The sequence below is a fragment of the Kineosporia rhizophila genome, from assembly GCF_021277265.1.
GTDB lineage: Bacteria > Actinomycetota > Actinomycetes > Actinomycetales > Kineosporiaceae > Kineosporia > Kineosporia rhizophila.
Genome location: NZ_JAJSOH010000016.1, coordinates 70611 through 89337, shown reverse-complemented (window position 1 = coordinate 89337; position 18727 = coordinate 70611). Strand labels below are relative to the sequence as shown.

The following is an 18727-nucleotide window of genomic DNA, read 5'->3' as shown; positions in this document are numbered from 1 at the left end:
CGTCAGCTCTCGCGGTCGGTCCTGCCCAGGTGCTCGTGCTGCAGGATCCCCATCCGCAGGGCGTTGCGGTAGCGGCCGTCGGCGAAGTACTCCTCGCGCAGCTCGCCCTCGGTGACGAAGCCGGCCTGCTGGTAGATGTGGATCGCCTTGGGGTTCTCCACGCTGACGATCAGGTAGACCTTGTGCAGGTTGAGCACGGCGAAGGCGTAGTCGAGGGCCCGCGTGGTGGCCTCGCGGGCGTAGCCCCGGCCCTGGAAGCCCGGCGCCACGATGATCTGGAACTCGGCGGTGCGGTGGATGTAGTCGATCTCCACCAGTTCGACGATCCCGGCCCGCACGCCCTCGGGGGCCTCGATGACGAAGCGCCGCTCGCGGTTGTCGTGGATGTGCTGGGCGTAGATCTCCCGCAGTTCCTGCAGCGACTCGTAGGGCTCCTCGAACCAGTACGTCATGATCTTCGAGTCGTTGTTGAGCGTGTGCACGAAGTCGAGGTCGTCCGGTTCCAGCGCGCGCAGTCTGATCGTCACGCCGCTCATTACAGCAGCTCACCTCCAGGCCAGTACTGCCCGATTGGCCCGCGAGAACGATCTTGCGCCGGGCTACGGTCGCCGACCATGGAGATCCTCAGGTTCCGCGCCTTCACCACCCCCGGGACGGATCCGCTCTCGGGCAACCCGGCCGGGGTGGTGACCGGTGCCGACGACCTCACCGAGACGCAGATGGCGCAGATCGCGGCCGATCTGGGGTTCAGCGAGACCGCGTTCCTGTCCCGGATCAGTGCCGACGCGGCGCACGTGCGTTACTTCACGCCCCGCGCCGAGATCGCCTTCTGCGGCCACGCCACCATCGCCTCCGGCGTGGCCCTGGCCCGCCGCGGATCCGCCCCGACGGTCACCTTGACCACCGCCCTGCGCGGAGACGTACCCGTCGCCGTCACTCCCGAGACCGCCACCCTCACCGCGGTCGACAGCGCCGTTCACCCCCTGAACGACGACCAGCTCACCCCGCTACTGGCTGCGCTGCGACTGACCCCCGCTGACCTGGACCCCGAACTCCCGCCGGCCTTCGTACAGGGCGGCAACCCGCACCCCCTGCTCTTCGTGCGCACCGGCGTACTGGACCGACTCGACCACGACGACCAGGCCGTCCTCAATCTGCAGAACCAGAACGGCTGGGACGGCACCGTGCCGGTGGTCCACCGCCTCGCCGAGGACAAGTTCCACTCACGCAACCCCTTCCCGCGCGGCGGCATCCGCGAAGACCCGGCCACCGGCTCGGCCGCCGCCAGCCTGGGCTACTACCTGCGCGCCGGCGGCCACCTGCCCACCCCGGCCACGATCGAGGTCCGGCAGGGCGCCGAAGCCGGCCGCCCCTCACTGATCAGCGTCGAGATCCCCGACGACGGACGAGTCCGGGTGACCGGAACCGCCGCCGAGATGTAGCCGGTCAGATCAGCCGGGCGAACCACCGCAGCGAGAAGGCGGCGGCCACCAGGGCGAACAGGAACGCGCCGGCAGCGAAATAGGGCGCCAGTTCGCGGGCTTCGGTGGTCCAGGCGATCGACGAACCGATGTCGTCGTACACCTGCCGCAGCTGTTCCACGCTCTCGGCCTGGTAGGCCGTTCCGCCGGTCAGATCCGCCACCCGGGCCAGGGTTTCGGCGTCGGCCGGTACGCGCCGCTCGCGCTCGGTGCCCTCGTCGATCACGCCTTCGGGGGTGCCGTAGGCGATCGTCGACACCGGGACCCCGGCCTTCGCCGCCGCTGCGGCGGCAGCCTCGGGAGGACGTCCATTGATACTGGTTCCGTCGGAGAGCAGGACGATCCGCGCCGGGATCTCCTCCGTCTGGGCAGGATCGGTGGGCGTGAGCCGGGTCTGCAGGTCGCGCACCTGCTCGAGTGAGGTGAAGAGTCCTTCGCCGATGGCGGTGGAGGTCCCGAGCGAGAGGCCGGTGAGGGCGCGGCGGACGGCCGCGTGATCGGTCGTCGGAGAAGCCAGCACCGTGGCGAAGCCCTCGAAAGAGACCAGGCCGATGCGGTACTCGTCCGGAAGCTGGTCCACGAACTGGATGCCCGCCGCCTTGGCCGCCTCGAGCCGGTTGGGCTCCACGTCGGTGGCGCGCATGGAGCCGGACACGTCGATCGCGATCATGACGGTGGCCTGCTCGCGCTGCACCCGCACGTCCGCCTCCGGCCGGGCCGCCGCGGTCACGAGCAGTACCAGCGACACCAGGCCCAGGCCGCCGGTCAGCGAGCGGCGCCAGCCCGGTCGTTCGGGAACGAGTCGTTGCAGCATGTCCGGGGAGGCGAAGCGGGCGGCGAAGTGCTGGCGCCGGCGGCTGACGAAGAGCGCGGCGACCAAGAACCCGGCCAGGGGGACCAGGAGCAGGAGGAACCACGGGGAGAGGAAGGTCATCGGGCGCAGGCCCGGGCCTGAGGGCGAGAATCCGGCATGACGTAAACCTCAGCATGCGCCCCCGAAAGCCTGCGGAAGGCCAGTCGAAAGGGGAGCGAAAGGGCCGCGACGACCAGATACCGTCGCGGCCCGCCCGAACTACTGCTGCTGGTTGCGCATCACCGCGAGATTGCCGAGGTTGGTGGTCACCTGACGCACCAGCACGAACCCGGCTGCCCGGGCCTCCGCCGCCAGTTCTTCGGCCGTACGCCCCGCCGCGATCCCGCGCAGCCCCTGCTGCACCACATCGGTCGGGCCGGCGGGCTGCTCCTGCAACACCAGCAGCCCGTCGGCGGTCAGCGCCCGGCGCAGCGCGCTCAGCGTGCCGGGCCGGCTGTTGTCGGGGAAGAACGCCTGCGCCCAGTAGGCCACCTTGAAAACGGCCCGCTCGTCGAGCGTCTGGGCATCAGCGCACCGCAACTGCACCTGCTCGGTCAGGCCCAGTTCGTCGCGGCGGCGCTCGGCCTCGGCCACAACCTCGGGCACGATGTCCACGCCGAGGAGCTTCAGGTGCGGATACAGCTGCGCCGTGGTCAGCAGCGCTCCGCCGATACCGCAGCCCAGATCGAGCATCGGCCCGCCACCGGCCAATTCGGCCTCGACCTCGGGAATTGCCGCGTACACAGACCGGTAGAGCATCTGCGTCACCGGATCGGCCACAACCCCCGAATCTTTAGCCACGATCAACGCCTCGGTGCCGGTCAGGCCAGGGACCGTGCCGTCCAGCTTCTCCAGGGCGGCCAGGTCGAGGCGCACCGAGGCCAGCACACTCTCCAGATCTACCCCCGAGGCCCCGTTGACCAAGGCGGCGAACGCGGGCGTCAGTTGGTAGGCGCCCGCGGTCTCGGTCACCACACCGACCTGCTTGAGGACGTCTGTCACGCCTTGGGTGCGCTCGGGCGCCCAGGACGGTGTGGTCAGGTCGGGGAGCGGGGTGGGTTCACGCAGCGTGTCCAGCCAGCCCAGCCGGTGCACGGCTTCCAGGATGGCCAGCGTCTGCGCGCCCTTCGCCCACTCGCGGATCACGCCGCGGGCCCCCAGGGCCTCGATCAGCGCCGGCTGCTGCTCGGACATGGTTCAGTCTCCAATGCGCTCGTCTTCTCGGGCGGACGGGACTGGATGCCGCAGGTCGCCGGAAACTGCGCCGAATCTGCTGTGATCCGGGTCTCAGCCCGGATGGTGCGTGCCGTAGGAGATACCCATCCGCGCCACCCGGCCCTGTTCCAGGCTGAACAGCGCAACCATGGTGGGCGGGCAGTGCTCCGGGTCCGACGGCGGATTGACGAAGTCCGCCTCCCACAGCAGCACGTCCTTGCTGGCCATCGTGTGATGCAGCCGCACCCCGACGTCTGCACTGAACGTCCAGTCCAGCATGTCCAGCAGCAGCGAACGGTCGCCGTGAATGAGGCCCATGACATCGACCAGGGCGTGCGGGTGGTACCAGTCCTCGACGACCGTGCCGAAGCTGCCGTCGAGCATCGACCCGACGATCTGGGCCGACTCCCGGTGCCAGGCCTCGGCCCGGGCCCCGGCCTCGTCGAACGAGGCCTCCGCGGTCTGCCGGAGCTGCTGGGCCAGGGCCCTCCGCCCGTCCCGGAGCCGGCTCGCCACCGTGTCGGGGGAGATGCCGCACAACGCCGCGATCTGCCGGTACTGCGTGACCCCGCTGAAGTAGCGCAGCATCATGACCTCGCGGATCGGCGCCGACAGCCCGTCCAGGCCGCGGCGGATCCAGTCTGCGGTGGCGGCCTGCTCAAGCCTCTCTTCGCCAGGCGAAGTCACCGGCGGCAGCAGCAGTCCGGGGTCGGCCACCGGCACCGCCTTGCGTGCCCGCAGTTGCTGGCGGCAGTTGTTGCGCACCGCAGCTTTCAACCAGGGGACGACGGCGCTGGGCTCGCGTAGCTCGGGTAACCGTTGCAGGGCGGTGAGCAGAGCGTCCTGCACCGCGTCCTCGGCGTCGTCGGTGTATCCGAGCAGGGCGATCGCGGTGGCCCGCAGAGCGGCCCGGTGCCGCTCGACCAGCGCCGCGAACGCGGCCATGTCGCCGGCCTGCGCCGACCGCACCAGGCTCTCGTCCAGTTCCTCCGCCATCCGTTCATGATCCCCCGATCACGTCCCGGGCTCTGCGCAGGAACAAAGTGTCGTCAGAGAGCAGTTTGTTCATGCGTAGCGCCACCGGAACCCACCCAGGCACGCGGGGAACTGCCCAGGTGCTGGGTGAAGACCCGGGAGAAGGACGAGGCGTTGGCGTAACCGAGGTGTGCGGCCACGGAGGCCACCGGGGCGCCGGCGCGCAACTGCTGCTGGGCCAGCGTGAGGCGCCACTGGGTGAGGTACTCGCCGGGGGCCAGGCCGATCTGCTTCTTGAAGTGCGCGGCGAACGCGCTGCGGGACATCTTGGCCTCCCGGGCCATGGTCTCCAGATCCCAGTTCTGCGAGGGGGATTCGTGCAGGGCCAGGAGCAACGGGGCCAGGCGGGGGTCGGCCAGCCCGGTGAACAGGCCGGAGGGCAGGCCGAGTTCGTTCACGTGGTCGAGGATCCAGCGCAGCAGCTGGATCAGGACCACCTCGAAGAGGCGGTCGGCGACCAGGCGGCGGCCGCAGCGCACCTGGTCGACCTCGTCGAAGAGCAGCTGCAGGGCCGGGTCGAGCCCGGCGACGTCGGCGAGCGGGAGCACGATCACCGGGGGCAGGGCGCGCACGATCGGGTGGGTGGGCCCGCCGTCGAAGTCGAGGGCGGCGCAGGCGAAGTCCGAGTCTTCGGTGGGGGCGTTGTGGAAGGCGTGCTCCAGCGGGCGTGGGTAGAACAGCAGGGTGGGGCGGTCGATCTCCAGGCGCTGCAGCCCACCTCCGGGCTCCTGGTGGGTCACCGCCATCTCGCCCTGGCGCAGCACGTGCAGGAACCCGCGGCCGGGCTGGGCGGCGAAGGTGGTCACGCCGCACAGGGGCCCGGTGTGGAACAGGCTGGTGCTGACCCGGAACATCTGCAGCAGCGGCGAGATGCGGTCGAAGTCGCTCACCGGGCCAGTCTAGGACGATCGGCTAAGAAGTGAAGACTTTCTGGCACGTATCGTCCGGCCGCTGGCTGCAGTCTTGTCTCACGGCCCACCGATCAGGTGGGACGAGGAACAAGAACAAGGAGCCTGTCATGGCCAACGTCCCGCTCGTCGACCGCGAGTCCGCCACCGGCCCGGTCAAGGAGCAGCTGGACCAGATCAACGCCGCGTTCGGAACCGTGCCGGCGATGTTCAAGGCGGTGGCCAACTCCCCGGCCGCCCTGCAGAGCCTGTGGGGCGCGTTCGGCGCCTTCGGCGGGGGCACGCTCGGGCCCGCCCTCGGTGAGCAGATCGCCGTGGCGGTGGCCAACCGCAACGCCTGCGAGTACTGCCTGGCCGCCCACACCGCGCTCGGGCGCAAGGCCGGCCTGAGCAAGGACGCGCTCAGCGCCGCGCAGGACGGCCGGTCCGAGGACCCGAAGGTCGCGGCCCTGCTCGACTTCGCCCTGAAGCTGGTGAACGAGCGCGGCCAGGTCTCGGCCGCCGACGTCGAGAAGCTGCGGGAGCACGGCTGGGACGACGAGCAGATCGTCGAGACCATCGCCCAGGTCGCGCTGAACCTGTTCACCAACTACGTGAACATCGCCCTGGACGTGCCGGTCGACTTCCCGACCGTCTCGCTGCGCAGGGCCGGCTGAGAGGTCGCCCCGGCCGGGCCCACGCCGGGCCCGGCCGCCGCGCTGAGCTGATCGGGTGAGGGCCGTCCGGGGTGCTCAGGCCCCCGGCGCCCGCCGCCGACGACGCTCCTGCCACGTCGGGCAGCTGTGCTGCGAGCGGGAGGAATCCTTTTGTCGGATCAGACGGCCCTCACCCAGGACCAGCTCGAGCGGCTGGCCGAGCTCACCAGCCTGGTCGAGGCCTACGAACGCGGCTCGGCCACGGCCGAGTACAGCCCCGACGGCAAGCTGCTGCGGGCCAACCAGCAGTTCGCCGACCTGGTGGGCCACGCTGCGGACGGCATCGTCGGCCAGGAGCACCGGGCGTTCGTGTCGTCCGACGTCGCCGCGTCGGCCGAGTACACCGGCCTGTGGGAGCAGCTGCGCACCGGCAGCAACCCGACCGGGGAGTTCCGGCTGGTCTGGCAGGACGTGCACCAGGATCTCTGGATCCGCTCCACCTTCCTGCCCGTGCGCAACGCCACCGACCAGGTGGTGAAGGTGGTCGAGTACGCGCTCGACGTCACCCCCGGCAAGCGGGCCACCGCCGACGCGCAGGGCAAGATCCAGGCGATCAACCGTTCCCAGGCGGTGATCGAGTTCGACCTGGAAGGTCACATCCTCGACGCCAACGACAACTTCCTGGCCCTGGTCGGCTACTCCCGCTCCGAGGTCGTGGGCCAGCACCACCGCATGTTCGTCACCCCGGAGGATGCCAAGTCCGCTGCCTACCAGGAGTTCTGGCGGCACCTGGGGGCCGGCGAGTTCGTCTCCGGCGAGTTCCACCGGCTGGGCAAGGACGGCCGTGAGGTCTGGCTGCAGGCCGTCTACAACCCGATCCTGGGCATCGACGGAAAGCCCTGGAAGGTGGTCAAGTTCGCGGTCGACGTGACCGCCGCCAAGCTGGCCAACGCCGAGTTCGAGGGCAAGGTAGCAGCGATCAACCGCTCGCAGGCGGTGATCGAGTTCGACCTGGACGGGCACATTCTCGACGTCAACGACAACTTCCTGAACGCCGTCGGCTACACCCGCGACGACGTCGTCGGCCGGCACCACCGGATGTTCGTCGCGCCCGAGACCGCGCAGTCGCACGAGTACGCCGACTTCTGGCGCAGTCTCGCCGAGGGCGAGTTCGTCTCCGGCGAGTTCCACCGCTACGGCAAGGACAACCGCGACGTCTGGCTCCAGGCCACCTACAACCCGATCTTCGGGCTGAACGGCAAGCCCTGGAAGGTGGTCAAGTTCGCCAGCGACATCACCCTGGCCAAGGCCCGCAACGCCGACTTCGAGGGCAAGATCACCGCGATCCGGCGCTCCCAGGCGGTGATCGAGTTCGACCTCGAGGGTGTCGTTCTGGACGCCAACGACGCCTTCCTCGAGCTGATGGGCTACACCCTGGAGGAGGTCCGGGGCCAGCACCACCGGCTGTTCGTGGCCCCCAACGAGACCGGCACCCCCGAGTACGCGGCGTTCTGGGACAAGCTGGCCCGCGGCGACTTCCACTCCGCCGAGTACCGCCGGATCGCCAAGGACGGCCGCGAGGTGTGGATCCGGGCCACCTACAACCCGATCCTCGACGCCGACGGCAGGCCGGTCAAGGTGGTCAAGTTCGCCCACGACGTCACCGCCGAGAAGCTGCGCAACGCCGACTTCGAGAGCCGGGTCGCGGCGATCGACCGCTCGCAGGCGGTGGTCGAGTTCAGCCTCGACGGGCGGATCCTCACCGCGAACGAGAACTTCCTGCGCACCATGGGCTACTCGCTGACCGAGATCGTCGGTCAGCACCACCGGATGTTCTGCACCGGCGACTACGCCACCTCCGACGAGTACCTGGAGTTCTGGGCCCGGCTGCGCAGCGGCGAGTTCCGCTCCGGCCGCTTCCACCGGGTCGGCAAGGGGGGCCGGGACGTGTGGATCCAGTCCAGCTACAACCCAATCCTCGACCTGTCCGGCCACCCGGTGCGGGTGATCAAGTACGCCTACGACATCACCGACCAGGTCCGCCTCGAACAGCAGCTCAACGCCCAGGTGGCCGCGATGAGCGGCACCACCTGATCCCGGATCACGAGGCCGGGCCGGGAAGGCCCGGGAAGCCGACCTGAGGACGCGGGTGGGCACCGATGCGCGATCGGTGCCCACCCGCGTCCCCAGTTCGGTTCGGGTCGGCGTCAGATTCCTGTCAGGAAGGGGATGCGCGCCGTCAGAGTTCGGTCAAGGTCTTTCTCGCTCGTCCCGTCCGGCCCGTTACTGGTTCCACCGCAGCCGCGGTGAAGGACGCGGCGGCCAGGACGAGAGAAGGACGATCCGCAGTGAGAACGATCGGATTGCTCGGCGGGACCAACTGGTCCGAGACGGCGCGCTACTACCGTCTGGCCAAGGAGGTGCTGCGGCAGCGGGACGATGCGCGGGGAACCCGCCTCCTGCTCGACTGGGTGGACGATCACGAGCTCGAGTACCTCCAGGTCACCGTCGACTGGGACGGGGCCGCCGGGCTGCTCGGGGAGCGGGCGGCGTCGATGCGGGAGGCCGGGGCAGGATCGATCATCCTGTGCGGCAGCCTGCACCCGGAGGTGAGCTGGCGGGTGATCCGGGAGCTGAGCGTCCCGGTCGTCGCCCTGCACGAGGCGGCCAGTGCCGACGACGTGGAGGCGGCTGTGCAGCAGGTGCTTTCGCTCAGCGCCGCCGCGTCTCGTCAGCTCTGAAGCACAGCATGCTCAGAAGTCTGACCCAGGCCGACTGTGCGGCCTGGCAGCAGCTGGCCCAAGCCATCCATGACGCCCACGCACACAGCGCCCCGTTCTCTCCCCAGGCCAGTCTCGACGCGTTCCACGGCTCGGTGGACTGCAGCGGAACCCAGCTGATGGGGACGTTCAGCGAGAGCGGCACGTTGGTGGGCTACTTCCGGCTCCGGCCCGGCCGGCGATCGGAACTGCTCGGTGCGGGCGGCGTCCATCCGGATCACCCCGGGCGGGCGACCGGTTCGCTGCTGATGACGGCGATGCTCGAGCAGGCCCGGCGCACAGCCGGTGGCGCCACCCGGATCCGGGTCTCGGCCGATCCGGCGGACCGGATGTGGACAGACGCGGTCCTGGCCCGGGGCTTCGCGGCCGACGGCGGAGCCATCACGATGGAGCACACCCTGCGCGGCCTGCCCTCGATGCCGCCGCCGGAGGGGTTCTCGATCGCGCCGCTGGATCCTGCCCATCAGCCGCAGGTGATGCTGGCCCTGCACAACGAGGTGTTCGCCGACGTGCCGGGCGCTCACCACTGGTCGGCCGCCGACTGGCAGGAGCAGATGCTGGCCAAGCCGCAGCTGCGGCCGGACCTGTCCTTCACGATCAGCCACGGCGATAGGCCGGTCGGGTACCTGCACGCCGAGGAGTGGCCCGGCGAGCGCCGTGAGGTCTGGATCGCCCGGGTCGGGACCCGCCGCGAGTACCGTCAGCGTGGCGTTGCGGGTGCCCTCCTGAGCCACTTCCTGAGTGCCTGCGCCCGAGCCGGTTTCGAGGTGGCCGGGCTCGCAGTGGCTCTCGGCAACCCGTCCCGGCCGGAGAACCTGTACACCAGCCTCGGCTTCCACGTGGAGTCGCGAGCCTTCGACTACGTGCTGCCGTTGCGGTGAGGAGCCGGTCGGCGTGGTGGGGCGTCGTTGCGACCGCCCCACCACGGGCCGCGCTACCTGATCGAGACGATGCTCCCCGGCCCGCTCGGCGAGGCGAGCGTTCCGGCGTAGAGGTTGCCGTGGGCGAACTGCAGCGACAGGGCGTTGGGCAGGTCGACGTACTTGGAGACCTTGCCGTTCTCCACCTTGGAGATGCGTCCGGCGAACATCTCGGCCACGTAGATGCTGCCCTTGGGGTCGACCGCGAGGTTGGTGGCGCCCAGGAAACCACCCGCGACCGTGGTGACCTGGCCCTGCCAGTCCACGTGGACGACTGAGCCGCGGGCGCCCAGGCTCGGGTCTTCCGGGCCGCCGGGCAGGAGGCTGACCAGCAGGCCGGTCTTGGTCACCTCGACGTCGGTGGGCACCGACTCGAAGTGGTAGACCGCGCCGACCACGCAGGCGGGCAGGCCCAGCGCGTCGGCCCCTTCCTGGGTGATCGTGCTCGCCTGGCGCGGCAGCACGGCCAGGGTGCTGACCTTGCCCTTCTCGTCCACCTTGAGCAGGTCGTTGCCGCCGGCGTCGGCCACCACCCACGAGGTCTTGTCCAGCGCGGCCACGGCGTAGGGGTGGGAGTCGACGCCGCCGTTGTACTTGGCGCCGCCCCAGGCTGCGAACGCTGCCTCCTGGCACGGCGTGGGGTTGTCGATGCCGTACGAGACGGCCTGGTCGGGGTTGCTGGTCTTGTCGTAGGCCAGCAGGTCCGCGGTGTGCGTCTGCTTCTTGCCCTTGATCACCAGTTCGGCGCGGGTGGTCGGGCCGCCGTTCTCGGCATCGCCCTGCTGAATGCCGTAGGCGACGTCGCCGCGGGAGTTCATCGCCAGCGCGCTGAGGCCCTCCGGCGTCTTGAACAGCTCGTACAGCTTCTTGCTGGACAGCTTCGACACGGTCGAGGCGGCGCCGTCGGAGACCAGGAGCGTCTTGCGGCCGTAGGTGATCTGGAACGGTGCCTTGACCGAGGTGTCGAGCACCTTGATCTTGGGCGGGCGGGGCTTGGCCGGGTCGGCGGCGAACGCCGTGGCCGGAGCGGTGACCAGGGCGATGGTGGCCGCCGCCGCGAAAACGGTGCGCGTGGTGGTCTTCAGGCGGGTCATGGCCGGCCGTGAAAGCGTCATCCTTCTTCTTCCCCCAAGTAGATGCTGACTTTTGTCAGCCAGGACGAGCGGATGCTGGCACGGGGGTCTGCGCGTGCGAGGGGGAACGCGGCACTTCTGAACGAACGCTCCGGCCGGGGTACGCCGAACGTCCGGGCGGGTCGCTGCGCTACGGTCAGGGTCCGTGACGACGCTGAACGCTTTGTGGTCTTTCGCGCTCGTGGTGGGCCTGCTCACCCTGACCCCCGGCCTGGACACCGCCCTGATCGTGCGGACCGCGGCCATCGGGCACTCGCGACGCGCCTGGGGCGTGGTCGCAGGCATCCAGACCGGCACGCTGACCTGGGGCATTCTGACCTCCCTGGGCATCACCGCGGTGCTGACGGCCTCGGCGCTGGCCTACGAGGTACTGCGCTGGGCGGGCGCGGCCTACCTGCTCTGGATGGGCCTGAGCATGCTCTGGAGCACCCGACGTCCGGCCGCCGGGGAACCAACGATGGACGAGTCGGGGCCGGCGACGGGGGAGGGCGGCGGTTTCCGGTCGGGCTGGCGTCAGGGCACGGTGACCAACCTGCTCAACCCCAAGATGGGCGCGTTCTACGTGGCGTTGCTGCCGCAGTTCATCCCCGCCGGGGCCTCACCCCTGACCTTCGGTGTGCTGCTGGCCTGCGTGCACATCGCACTGGGCGTGGTCTGGTCGACGATTCTGGTGCTCGTCGCCCGCCGCCTGCGCAACGTGCTGCAGCGCCCCGCGGCCCGGCGGGTGATGGACCGCGTCACCGGAACCGTCATCGCGGGCTTCGGCATCAAGCTCGCCGCCAGCAGCCACTGACTTCGAGCTACTCCTGACCGGCGGCGGGCACTCGCCGCACCGTGGCCCCGGCCCGGATGGCGCGGGGGATCTCCGCCACCTGATCAACTGCCTCCAGAACACCGGCCACATCGTCCGCGCCGGCGGGACTGTCGACTTCGACGCTGTACGTGATGCCCTGCGAGACCCAGGTATCGGTGTCGAAGTCGCCGGTCGCCGAGACCCGCACCCCGGCGACCGCGACGCCCAGCCGCTGCGCCTCGCGGTACACGTCGTTCAGGACACAGCCGGCAGCCGACAGATGAAGCAGGTGGGCGCCGGTGAACGCTGCCTGCACCGCCACCCCCTCGTCGCTCCAGCGGTGCGGGAAGTGCACCGCCTCCGGGTCGGTGCTGCGGTAGGAGCCTGCGCTCACGGTGACACCGAGATCGTCCACGACATCAGCATGGCACCGCGGCCGCGAATGTGAAGAGGCGAGGGCCGGGCGGATGTGCAAGCCTGCCGGGCAACATCAGAACGCGATGGAGGTTAGCTCGTGCAGATTCAGGTCCAGACCGACAAGCACGTCAAGACCGAGACGGACTGGATCGAGGATGAGCTCGAGTCGGCGCTCACCCGCTACGCCGACCAGCTCGTCCGGGTCGATGTCCACCTGAGCGACGAGAACGGCGACAAGCCCGGCAACGACGACATCAAGTGCAGCCTCGACGCCCGCCTGGCCGGCGTGAAGTCGCTGGTCGTGACCGACTCGGCCGGCAACGTGGGCGACGCCTTCCGCGGCGCCCTCGGCAAGCTGACCAGGTCGCTGGAGCACAGCACGGCCAAGCTCGCGGCCCGCCGCGGACGCGACTCGATCCGTACCCCGGCCGAGATGCCGGAACTGCCCGAGGAAGTCGTCTCCCAGTAACCGTCCGCCGTCCCGGCCGGTGAGGTCACCGGCCGGGACGGCCCCTGCGCCGGTCACGGCCGCCAGGCGTTCACCACGTCCTCGGGCCCCCAGACCAGGTCGACGTCCTCGGTGAGCTGGGTGCCGGAACGCGAGACCACGACGAGCCCCGAGTGCTCCGGGTCGAAACCGGGCACCTGCTCGAGCCCGCGCCGGAGCTGACGTAGGTCGTGGGTCTCGAAAGGGGTGTTCAACCACTTCAGAGAACCACCGAAATGAACTGTGGACGCCAGTGGTCCCCGATCGGCCCCGATCAGGTCGATCTCGGGGTCGAACTGCCGGTTCCACCAGCCGCCCACGACCTGAACTCCCGGCCAGGGCAGATCCCCGGTGACAGCGGCCTCTTCGAGGGAGGCACGCATCAGCGGTTCCACCGCCCGGCCGCGCCAGCTGCTCCACCGGTTCTGGAAGAGAGCGAAACCCGCCTGGGAACGACCGCGCTCACTCAGATTGTGGACGTCTCGTAGGACGGCGAGGTAGAGGCGGAGACTGGTGTCGGCCACCCGGTACAGAGCGGGCTTCCCAGCACTGACGGACAACGGCTGGTCAACTGCCAGCACCTGCTTGTCTTCACTGAGCTGACGCAGCAGGGGAGAGAGCGTCCCGGAAGCGATGGCTCCACCGCGGCCTCCAGCCGCGCCGGCAATGTTGCTGAACGCCCGCGAAGCTCCGCCGACCGCCTCGAGAACCCGCCGGGAAGCATCCGGGTTGGCAAATTCGGCAAGGTGTCGTCCTGCTCGGCGAGCCGGGGCACCTCGTCGAGGACGACGATGGAGGGGCTGTCGGGCAGAGCTGAGGCCAGGAGGCGGAACAGGTCGCCCCACCCACCGGAGGGTGGGGCGCTAGGGAGGAGATCAAGATCCCTGGGCAGGTCGGATTCCGTCAAGGCGGACAGGAACTGAACGGCAGATTCGGTGACGGAGGCACCTTCCTGCTGCGCCGTGACACCGCGGCGGCGTAGGCCTTGGAGCTGGTCCGGGGGTGCGCTCGAAGGTGTCGCGGTCGACCTCGTGCCCGCCGAACTGGCTGCTAGCGTCTTTCGGGGTTGTCCGGTGGGAGGGGATCTTCGGTGAAGCGTTCTGGGTTCGTCGTCGGGGGAGTGAGCGCGGCGGTCGTGCTGGCGGCGGTGATCGCCTTGCTCAACCCGTTCGGTGCGAGTGCGGTGACCCCCTCGGCCGACCTGACGGTGGCGGCCACGAAGAAGCCCAAGGTCGTGGGCTACTACACGAACTGGGCCACCTACCGCGGCGCCGTCGGGCAGGTGAAACAGCTGCACACCAGCGGTGCGGCGGCCAAGCTCACGCACATCGTCTACGCGTTCGGCTCGGTGGAGAACGGCCGGTGCGGGCTCAGCGACGAATATGCCGACCACCAGAAGAGATTCACTGCCGCCCAATCGGTCAGCGGCCGCGCCGACCAGGCCTCGCAGAAGGTTGCGGGCAACTTCAACCAGCTGCGCCAGCTGAAGAAGAAGCACCCGAAGCTGAAAGTGCTCTGGTCGTTCGGCGGCGGCTCCGGCTCGGCCGGCTTCACCCAGGCCGCGCTCGACCCCACCGCCTTCGCCCGCTCGTGCCGGGCCCTGGTCGAGGACCGGCGCTGGGCCGACGTCTTCGACGGCATCGACATCGACTGGGAGTACCCCAACGCCTGCAACGTCACCTGCGACGCGAGCGGTTACAACGCCTACCCGGTCCTGCTGAAGGCGGTGCGCAGGGCCTTCGGCACCGACCTGGTGACCTCGGCGATCACCGGCGACGGGCAGCCCGGCGGCACGCTGTCGAAGGCGAACTACGCGCTCGGCGCGAAGTACCTGAACTGGATCATGCCGATGACGTACGACTACCACGGCACGTGGGAGCCCGAGGGCCCGACCGCGCCGCACTCACCGCTGGGCGACTACCCCAGCGCCACTGTCGGCGGCTACGACTCCAAGACCGTGATCGCCAACCTGAGGGCCCAGGGCGTGCCCTCGAGAAAACTGTTGCTGGGCGTGCCCTTCTACGGTCGGGGCTGGACCGGAGTCACCCAGAAGAAACCCGGCGGCGCGGCCACCGGCCCGGCCAAGGGCACTTTCGAGGCCGGCATCGAGAGCTACAACGTGCTGGCGAAGACTTGCCCGCCCACCGGTGTCGTGGGCGGTACGGCCTACGCCAAGTGCGGCCGCAACTGGTGGAGCTACGACACCCCGAAAACCATTGCCGGAAAGATGAAGTACGCCAAGAACCAGAAGCTGGGCGGGGCCTTCTACTGGGACTTCTCCGGGGACACGGCCAAGGCCTCGCTGACCAAGGCCATCGCCAAGGGGCTGAAGTAGAGGCAACCCCTCAAAGCCCCGAAGACGTATCACTGGCGGAAGTGCTGAGGCATGGTCGCTGGGAGGAACCCTCGTGGGGCACGACGAGCCGGACCTGTTGGGACGAGAAAGAACCCGACTACCTGAAGGCGTCCGGGATGCGCCGGGACGGCTTCATCAACCCGTAGAGGGGAGCGGGGCCGGTGCCCTCACCACTGCCTGCGTTGCGTGGCCTTGGGCCCGGCGACCAGGGTGGCAGGGGGCACGTCCTCGGCCACGACCGCTCCGGCGGCGATCACAGCGTCGGCGCCGATGCTGACGCCGGGCAGGATGGTGGCCCCCGCCCCGATCCAGACGTTCTCGGCCACGTCGATCGGGGCGCCGGTGAGCCATTCCCGGCGTTCCGTGGGGTCGACCGGGTGCCCGCCCGTGATGAAGGTGACCTTGGGCCCGACCATGACGCGTTCGGCCAGGCGGATGCCGGCGTAGTCGAGGAACGTGCAGTTCTGGTTGATGAACACCCGCTCGGCCAGGTCGAGGTTGAGCCCGTGGTCGGTGAAGAAGGGCGGGTAGATCGTGACCCGGGCGGGCAGGGGCCGGCCCAGGATCTGCTCGAGCAGCTCGGCGCGGCCGGCCTCGTCGTCGAAGGGCAGGACGTTCAGGCGCGAGGTGAGTGCGGTGACCCGCAGCACCCGCTCGGACATGGCCCGGAACTCGGGGCTGTGGATGCGCAGGAACCGGTCTCGGGACACAGCCCGACCCTACGGCCTGCCCGAACCTTGCCGAGGCCGTACGCGTCGTCTGATGATCAGCTGCATGGACCGTCATGTCACCCTCGAGCGCCTGCACAACTTCCGGGATCTGGGCGGGTACCGCACCGTCGACAACCGTCAGGTCGTCACCGGAACCGTCTACCGGGCCGACTCGCTGGGCAAACTCCAGGGGCCGGACTGGGAAACGTTCCTGCAGCTGGGTATCCGGACGGTGATCGACCTGCGCTATCCGTGGGAGATCGAGACCAAGGGACGCGTTCCCGAGGCGGAGCGCTTCACCTACGTCAATCTGAGCATCGAGCACCGGCCCTACGATCAGGCCACCATCGATCCGGACCTGGACCCCTGGCGTTACCTCGCCGACCGGTTCGCGGAGGTGGCCGAAGACGGTGCACAGGAGATCCGCCAGGTGATCGAGCACCTGGCCGAGGATCCCGGGCCCCTGGTCTTCCACTGCACCTCGGGCAAGGACCGGACCGGTCTCGTCGCCGCCCTGGTGCTCACCCTTCTGGACGTGCCCCGGCCGGACGTGCTGGCCGACTTCGCACTGACCGAGCTGGCCACGGACCGGCTGGCCGCCGACTGGCGAACGGCCAATCCGGGGCGCACCCTGTCCTGGCCCTCCTACGGCCGTGCTCCGGCGATCATCATGGAACTGGTGTTCGCCGACCTCGAGGCCACCTACGGTTCCGTGCCCGGCTATCTGAAAGACAAGGTCGAACTGAAGGACGAGACGGTTCGGCTTCTGCGGCGACGGCTCCTGGTCGATGGGTAGGGTCGGGAGACGCGCGCGGAAGCATCCTTGTCGGTGGTCGCTGCCAGCATGCCCGTATGACTCCCTGGGACCTGCTGAGCCTTCACGAAGCCCTGCGCGCCGGCTGGGCTGCCGACACCTGCTCCCCGGACGATCTCGAACGTTCAGGGTGGCAGCCGGAGAACCCGGCGTGGGGGCACTGCGACATCACCGCCCTGATCGTCAACGACATCTTCGGCGGTGATCTGGTGGTGGGTGAGGTTCACCACGAGGGGGAGAGGCAGGGGTTTCATTGGTGGAACCGGTTGGCCTCCGGTGCGGAGATCGATCTGACGCGCGAACAGGTCCGGGAGGGGCAGGTCGTCTCCGCCGCGCGAGTGGTCACCCGGCCCGCCGGACCGTTGCCCCGACGCGGGCCGGAATACCTGCTGCTGCGTCAGCGGGTGGCCGAGCGTATCGGCGGGCTCCCTGGACCGGCTGCCTGAGCAGGCCGAACCCGGTGGTCGGGGGCAGGATGGGCCGGTGCCCGAAGGCGACACCGTGTATCTGCTCGCCCGCCGTCTGAACGCCCGCCTGCGCGGCCAGGTGGTGCGGCGCTCGGACCTGCGGGTGCCGCAGCACGCCACGGCGGACCTCTCCGGGGCCACGCTGGTGAAGACCGACACCCACGGCAAGCACCTGCTGACCCGGTTCACGGTGCCGGATCAGCCGGGCATCACGCTGCACACGCACCTGCGGATGGACGGGTCGTGGACGGTCCTGAACCCGGGGAAGCAGCTGCCGCGCAGGCTCACGCCGGACATCCGGGTCCTGCTGGACTTCGAGAACGGCCTCAGTGCCGCTGGTCTGAAACTGCCCGTGGTGGAACTGATCCCGACGGATCGGGAGAAGGACGTCGTGGGTCACCTGGGTCCGGATCCGTTGCGGGCCGACTGGGACGCCGACGAGGCGGTGCGTCGCCTCGTCGGCGACCACGAGCGTCCATTGGCTGCCACTTTGCTGGACCAGACGCGGATGGCGGGCCTGGGCAATCTGTGGGTGAACGAGTTGTGTTTCCTGCGGGGTCATTCACCCTGGACACCCGTGCGTGAGGTGGACATTCCCGCGCTGGTGACGCTGGCCGTGCGTTTGTTGCGCTTCTCGGTGAACACCCCGGGCGCCGCTCAGGTGACCACCGGCAACACCCGCCCCGGCCAGCAGCACTGGGTGGCCGGGCGGGCGGGGCAGCCGTGTCTGCGCTGCCGCACCCGGATCCAGGTGGTTGCCGAGGTCAGTGGCGATCCGGAGCGCCGTCGCACGTGGTGGTGCCCGCACTGCCAGCCCGGGCCACCGCCGCCGGCCTGATCAGGCCACCGCCGGTCTGATCAGCCGGCGTCGAGGATCGAGCGGACCGTGCGTGGGGCGCGGCCCAGCAGGGTGCCCAGGAGCGGGTCGGTGCCGGCGAAGAAGCCCTGGTCGGCGGCCTGGAACATGCCCAGGAGGAAGCGGGCGACGAACTCCGGCTGCCCGGCGGCGACCTGGGCCGCGACCCACTGGTCGGGGTCGATGACCTCGACCTGGACGTCCCGGCCGGTGAGTTCGGAGGCGATGACCGCGACCTCGGCGAAGGTGGGGGCGGACTCGGCGGTGAGCGTCACCGGGCCCTCGAACCCCTGGTCGGCGGTCATGATCACGGCTGCGGCCTCTCCCGCGTCCTCGCGTGCCGTCCAGGAGACCGGGCCGTCGGCAGGGACGGTGATGCGCCCGGTCTCACGCCACGGGCCGGCGAGCCAGTGAAGGCTGTGGGCGTAGAAGCCGTTGCGCAGTGAGGTCCAGGGCAGGCCGGACTCGGCGAGCAGTTGTTCGGTGGCGTGGTGGTCGCGGCCGGGCCCGAACGGGGTGTCCGGCGCTGCGCCCTGGTGGCTGGTGTACAGAACGCGGCCGACGCCGACCTTGACCGCGGCCTCGATGGCGGTGCGGTGCAGGGCGACCGCGTCGGCGGCCGGGTCGCTCGAGGAGACCAGCAGCAGCTGGTCGGCCCCCTCGAACGCGACGGGCAGGCCGGCCGCATCGGCGTAGTCGCCGTGGCGCACCTGGATGCCGAGGTCGGCGAAGCGCTGCGCCTTGGCCACGTCGCGGGCGACCACGGCGATCTGGCCGGCGGGGATGCGGTGGAGCAGGTGCTCGACGGTGACGCCGTTGAGGGCACCCGTCGCTCCGGTCACGACGATCATCAGAAACACTCCTTGG

The 18727-nt window shown here is 69.7% G+C and carries 21 protein-coding genes; 11 read left to right on the top strand and 10 right to left on the bottom strand.

The features are described from left to right. Window positions 1–2: 2 nt before the first annotated feature. Window positions 3–536 (bottom strand): spermidine N1-acetyltransferase, encoded by a 534-nt coding sequence (speG, locus tag LWF15_RS21950; protein WP_232812769.1) that lies wholly within the window; start codon window positions 534–536, stop codon window positions 3–5. A 78-nt stretch (window positions 537–614) separates the two neighbouring features. Here speG and LWF15_RS21945 point away from each other — a divergent pair, with 78 nt between their 5' ends. Continuing rightward, window positions 615–1442: a PhzF family phenazine biosynthesis protein gene (locus LWF15_RS21945; RefSeq protein ID WP_232812768.1), complete on the top strand. Its 828-nt coding sequence runs from the start codon at window positions 615–617 to the stop codon at window positions 1440–1442. A gap of 4 nt (window positions 1443–1446) precedes the next feature. Here LWF15_RS21945 and LWF15_RS21940 read toward each other — a convergent pair whose 3' ends face one another. The 4 genes from LWF15_RS21940 to LWF15_RS37745 all read right to left on the bottom strand — a co-directional run bounded on the left by LWF15_RS21940 (window position 1447) and on the right by LWF15_RS37745 (window position 5474). Then, the gene (locus LWF15_RS21940; protein ID WP_232812767.1) at window positions 1447–2415 is read right to left on the bottom strand and encodes a VWA domain-containing protein; all 969 of its coding nucleotides are present in this window, start codon (window positions 2413–2415) and stop codon (window positions 1447–1449) included. Window positions 2416–2553: 138 nt separating this feature from the next. Then, window positions 2554–3528, bottom strand: coding sequence for an SAM-dependent methyltransferase (locus LWF15_RS21935; protein ID WP_232812766.1), 975 nt, complete (start codon window positions 3526–3528; stop codon window positions 2554–2556). Window positions 3529–3621: 93 nt separating this feature from the next. Beyond that, window positions 3622–4545 carry an RNA polymerase sigma factor gene (locus tag LWF15_RS21930; RefSeq protein ID WP_232812765.1) on the bottom strand — a complete coding sequence of 308 codons (924 nt, stop codon included), beginning with the start codon at window positions 4543–4545 and terminating at the stop codon, window positions 3622–3624. 53 nt (window positions 4546–4598) lie between these two features. Further along, on the bottom strand, window positions 4599–5474 hold the full coding sequence (locus LWF15_RS37745; protein WP_232812764.1) for an AraC family transcriptional regulator: 876 nt from the start codon (window positions 5472–5474) through the stop codon (window positions 4599–4601). A 128-nt stretch (window positions 5475–5602) separates the two neighbouring features. On the opposite strand from LWF15_RS37745, the gene LWF15_RS21920 reads away from it, so the two are divergent. The 4 genes from LWF15_RS21920 (at window position 5603) to LWF15_RS21905 (ending at window position 9788) form a co-directional block, all read left to right on the top strand. Beyond that, window positions 5603–6148 (top strand): carboxymuconolactone decarboxylase family protein, encoded by a 546-nt coding sequence (locus LWF15_RS21920; RefSeq protein ID WP_232812763.1) that lies wholly within the window; start codon window positions 5603–5605, stop codon window positions 6146–6148. A gap of 150 nt (window positions 6149–6298) precedes the next feature. Beyond that, a complete protein-coding gene (locus tag LWF15_RS21915; protein WP_232812762.1) occupies window positions 6299–8221 on the top strand; it encodes a PAS domain-containing protein in 1923 nt (640 codons plus the stop codon). A gap of 254 nt (window positions 8222–8475) precedes the next feature. After that, window positions 8476–8868, top strand: coding sequence for an aspartate/glutamate racemase family protein (locus tag LWF15_RS21910; protein ID WP_232812761.1), 393 nt, complete (start codon window positions 8476–8478; stop codon window positions 8866–8868). Between the two features lie 8 nt (window positions 8869–8876). Then, window positions 8877–9788 (top strand): GNAT family N-acetyltransferase, encoded by a 912-nt coding sequence (locus LWF15_RS21905; RefSeq protein ID WP_232812760.1) that lies wholly within the window; start codon window positions 8877–8879, stop codon window positions 9786–9788. Window positions 9789–9841: 53 nt separating this feature from the next. Here the strand turns inward: LWF15_RS21905 and LWF15_RS21900 are convergent, their stop codons facing one another. Beyond that, complete coding sequence (locus LWF15_RS21900) at window positions 9842–10942, bottom strand: ScyD/ScyE family protein (RefSeq protein ID WP_232812759.1); 1101 nt, start codon at window positions 10940–10942, stop codon at window positions 9842–9844. Window positions 10943–11105: 163 nt separating this feature from the next. Between LWF15_RS21900 and LWF15_RS21895 the strand changes: the two genes are divergently transcribed. Beyond that, a complete protein-coding gene (locus LWF15_RS21895) occupies window positions 11106–11753 on the top strand; it encodes a LysE family translocator (protein ID WP_232812758.1) in 648 nt (215 codons plus the stop codon). A 7-nt stretch (window positions 11754–11760) separates the two neighbouring features. Here the strand turns inward: LWF15_RS21895 and LWF15_RS21890 are convergent, their stop codons facing one another. Continuing rightward, window positions 11761–12168, bottom strand: a complete 408-nt coding sequence (locus tag LWF15_RS21890) for an OsmC family protein (RefSeq protein WP_232812757.1) — start codon at window positions 12166–12168, stop codon at window positions 11761–11763. Window positions 12169–12267: 99 nt separating this feature from the next. On the opposite strand from LWF15_RS21890, the gene LWF15_RS21885 reads away from it, so the two are divergent. Next, window positions 12268–12639 (top strand): HPF/RaiA family ribosome-associated protein, encoded by a 372-nt coding sequence (locus LWF15_RS21885; RefSeq protein WP_232812756.1) that lies wholly within the window; start codon window positions 12268–12270, stop codon window positions 12637–12639. A gap of 53 nt (window positions 12640–12692) precedes the next feature. On the opposite strand, the gene LWF15_RS21880 is transcribed toward LWF15_RS21885, so the two are convergent. Next, complete coding sequence (locus LWF15_RS21880; RefSeq protein ID WP_232812755.1) at window positions 12693–13238, bottom strand: DUF234 domain-containing protein; 546 nt, start codon at window positions 13236–13238, stop codon at window positions 12693–12695. Window positions 13239–13747: 509 nt separating this feature from the next. On the opposite strand from LWF15_RS21880, the gene LWF15_RS21875 reads away from it, so the two are divergent. Further along, window positions 13748–14992 (top strand): glycoside hydrolase family 18 protein, encoded by a 1245-nt coding sequence (locus LWF15_RS21875; RefSeq protein WP_232812754.1) that lies wholly within the window; start codon window positions 13748–13750, stop codon window positions 14990–14992. A gap of 188 nt (window positions 14993–15180) precedes the next feature. Here the strand turns inward: LWF15_RS21875 and LWF15_RS21870 are convergent, their stop codons facing one another. Beyond that, window positions 15181–15675, bottom strand: coding sequence for a DapH/DapD/GlmU-related protein (locus LWF15_RS21870; protein WP_269810632.1), 495 nt, complete (start codon window positions 15673–15675; stop codon window positions 15181–15183). A gap of 112 nt (window positions 15676–15787) precedes the next feature. On the opposite strand from LWF15_RS21870, the gene LWF15_RS21865 reads away from it, so the two are divergent. Genes LWF15_RS21865 through LWF15_RS21855 form a run of 3 tightly spaced genes read left to right on the top strand, consistent with a single transcriptional unit; the run spans window position 15788 to window position 17842 of the window. Then, entirely contained in the window at window positions 15788–16519 is a 732-nt protein-coding gene (locus tag LWF15_RS21865) for a tyrosine-protein phosphatase (protein WP_232812752.1), read from the top strand. Between the two features lie 56 nt (window positions 16520–16575). Continuing rightward, complete coding sequence (locus tag LWF15_RS21860; protein ID WP_232812751.1) at window positions 16576–16983, top strand: YunG family protein; 408 nt, start codon at window positions 16576–16578, stop codon at window positions 16981–16983. A gap of 37 nt (window positions 16984–17020) precedes the next feature. Continuing rightward, window positions 17021–17842, top strand: coding sequence for a DNA-formamidopyrimidine glycosylase family protein (locus tag LWF15_RS21855; RefSeq protein WP_232812750.1), 822 nt, complete (start codon window positions 17021–17023; stop codon window positions 17840–17842). 20 nt (window positions 17843–17862) lie between these two features. Here LWF15_RS21855 and LWF15_RS21850 read toward each other — a convergent pair whose 3' ends face one another. Then, window positions 17863–18711, bottom strand: a complete 849-nt coding sequence (locus LWF15_RS21850) for an SDR family oxidoreductase (protein WP_232812749.1) — start codon at window positions 18709–18711, stop codon at window positions 17863–17865. Between the last annotated feature and the right edge of the window lie 16 nt (window positions 18712–18727).

Coding starts and splice junctions, on each gene's coding strand:
- speG (WP_232812769.1), bottom strand. CDS start 536: ATGAGCGGCGTGACGATCAGACTGCGCGCGCTGGAACCGGACGACCTC.
- LWF15_RS21945 (WP_232812768.1), top strand. CDS start 615: ATGGAGATCCTCAGGTTCCGCGCCTTCACCACCCCCGGGACGGATCCG.
- LWF15_RS21940 (WP_232812767.1), bottom strand. CDS start 2,415: ATGACCTTCCTCTCCCCGTGGTTCCTCCTGCTCCTGGTCCCCCTGGCC.
- LWF15_RS21935 (WP_232812766.1), bottom strand. CDS start 3,528: ATGTCCGAGCAGCAGCCGGCGCTGATCGAGGCCCTGGGGGCCCGCGGC.
- LWF15_RS21930 (WP_232812765.1), bottom strand. CDS start 4,545: ATGGCGGAGGAACTGGACGAGAGCCTGGTGCGGTCGGCGCAGGCCGGC.
- LWF15_RS21920 (WP_232812763.1), top strand. CDS start 5,603: ATGGCCAACGTCCCGCTCGTCGACCGCGAGTCCGCCACCGGCCCGGTC.
- LWF15_RS21905 (WP_232812760.1), top strand. CDS start 8,877: ATGCTCAGAAGTCTGACCCAGGCCGACTGTGCGGCCTGGCAGCAGCTG.
- LWF15_RS21900 (WP_232812759.1), bottom strand. CDS start 10,942: ATGACGCTTTCACGGCCGGCCATGACCCGCCTGAAGACCACCACGCGC.
- LWF15_RS21870 (WP_269810632.1), bottom strand. CDS start 15,675: ATGTCCGAGCGGGTGCTGCGGGTCACCGCACTCACCTCGCGCCTGAAC.
- LWF15_RS21865 (WP_232812752.1), top strand. CDS start 15,788: ATGGACCGTCATGTCACCCTCGAGCGCCTGCACAACTTCCGGGATCTG.
- LWF15_RS21860 (WP_232812751.1), top strand. CDS start 16,576: ATGACTCCCTGGGACCTGCTGAGCCTTCACGAAGCCCTGCGCGCCGGC.
- LWF15_RS21850 (WP_232812749.1), bottom strand. CDS start 18,711: ATGATCGTCGTGACCGGAGCGACGGGTGCCCTCAACGGCGTCACCGTC.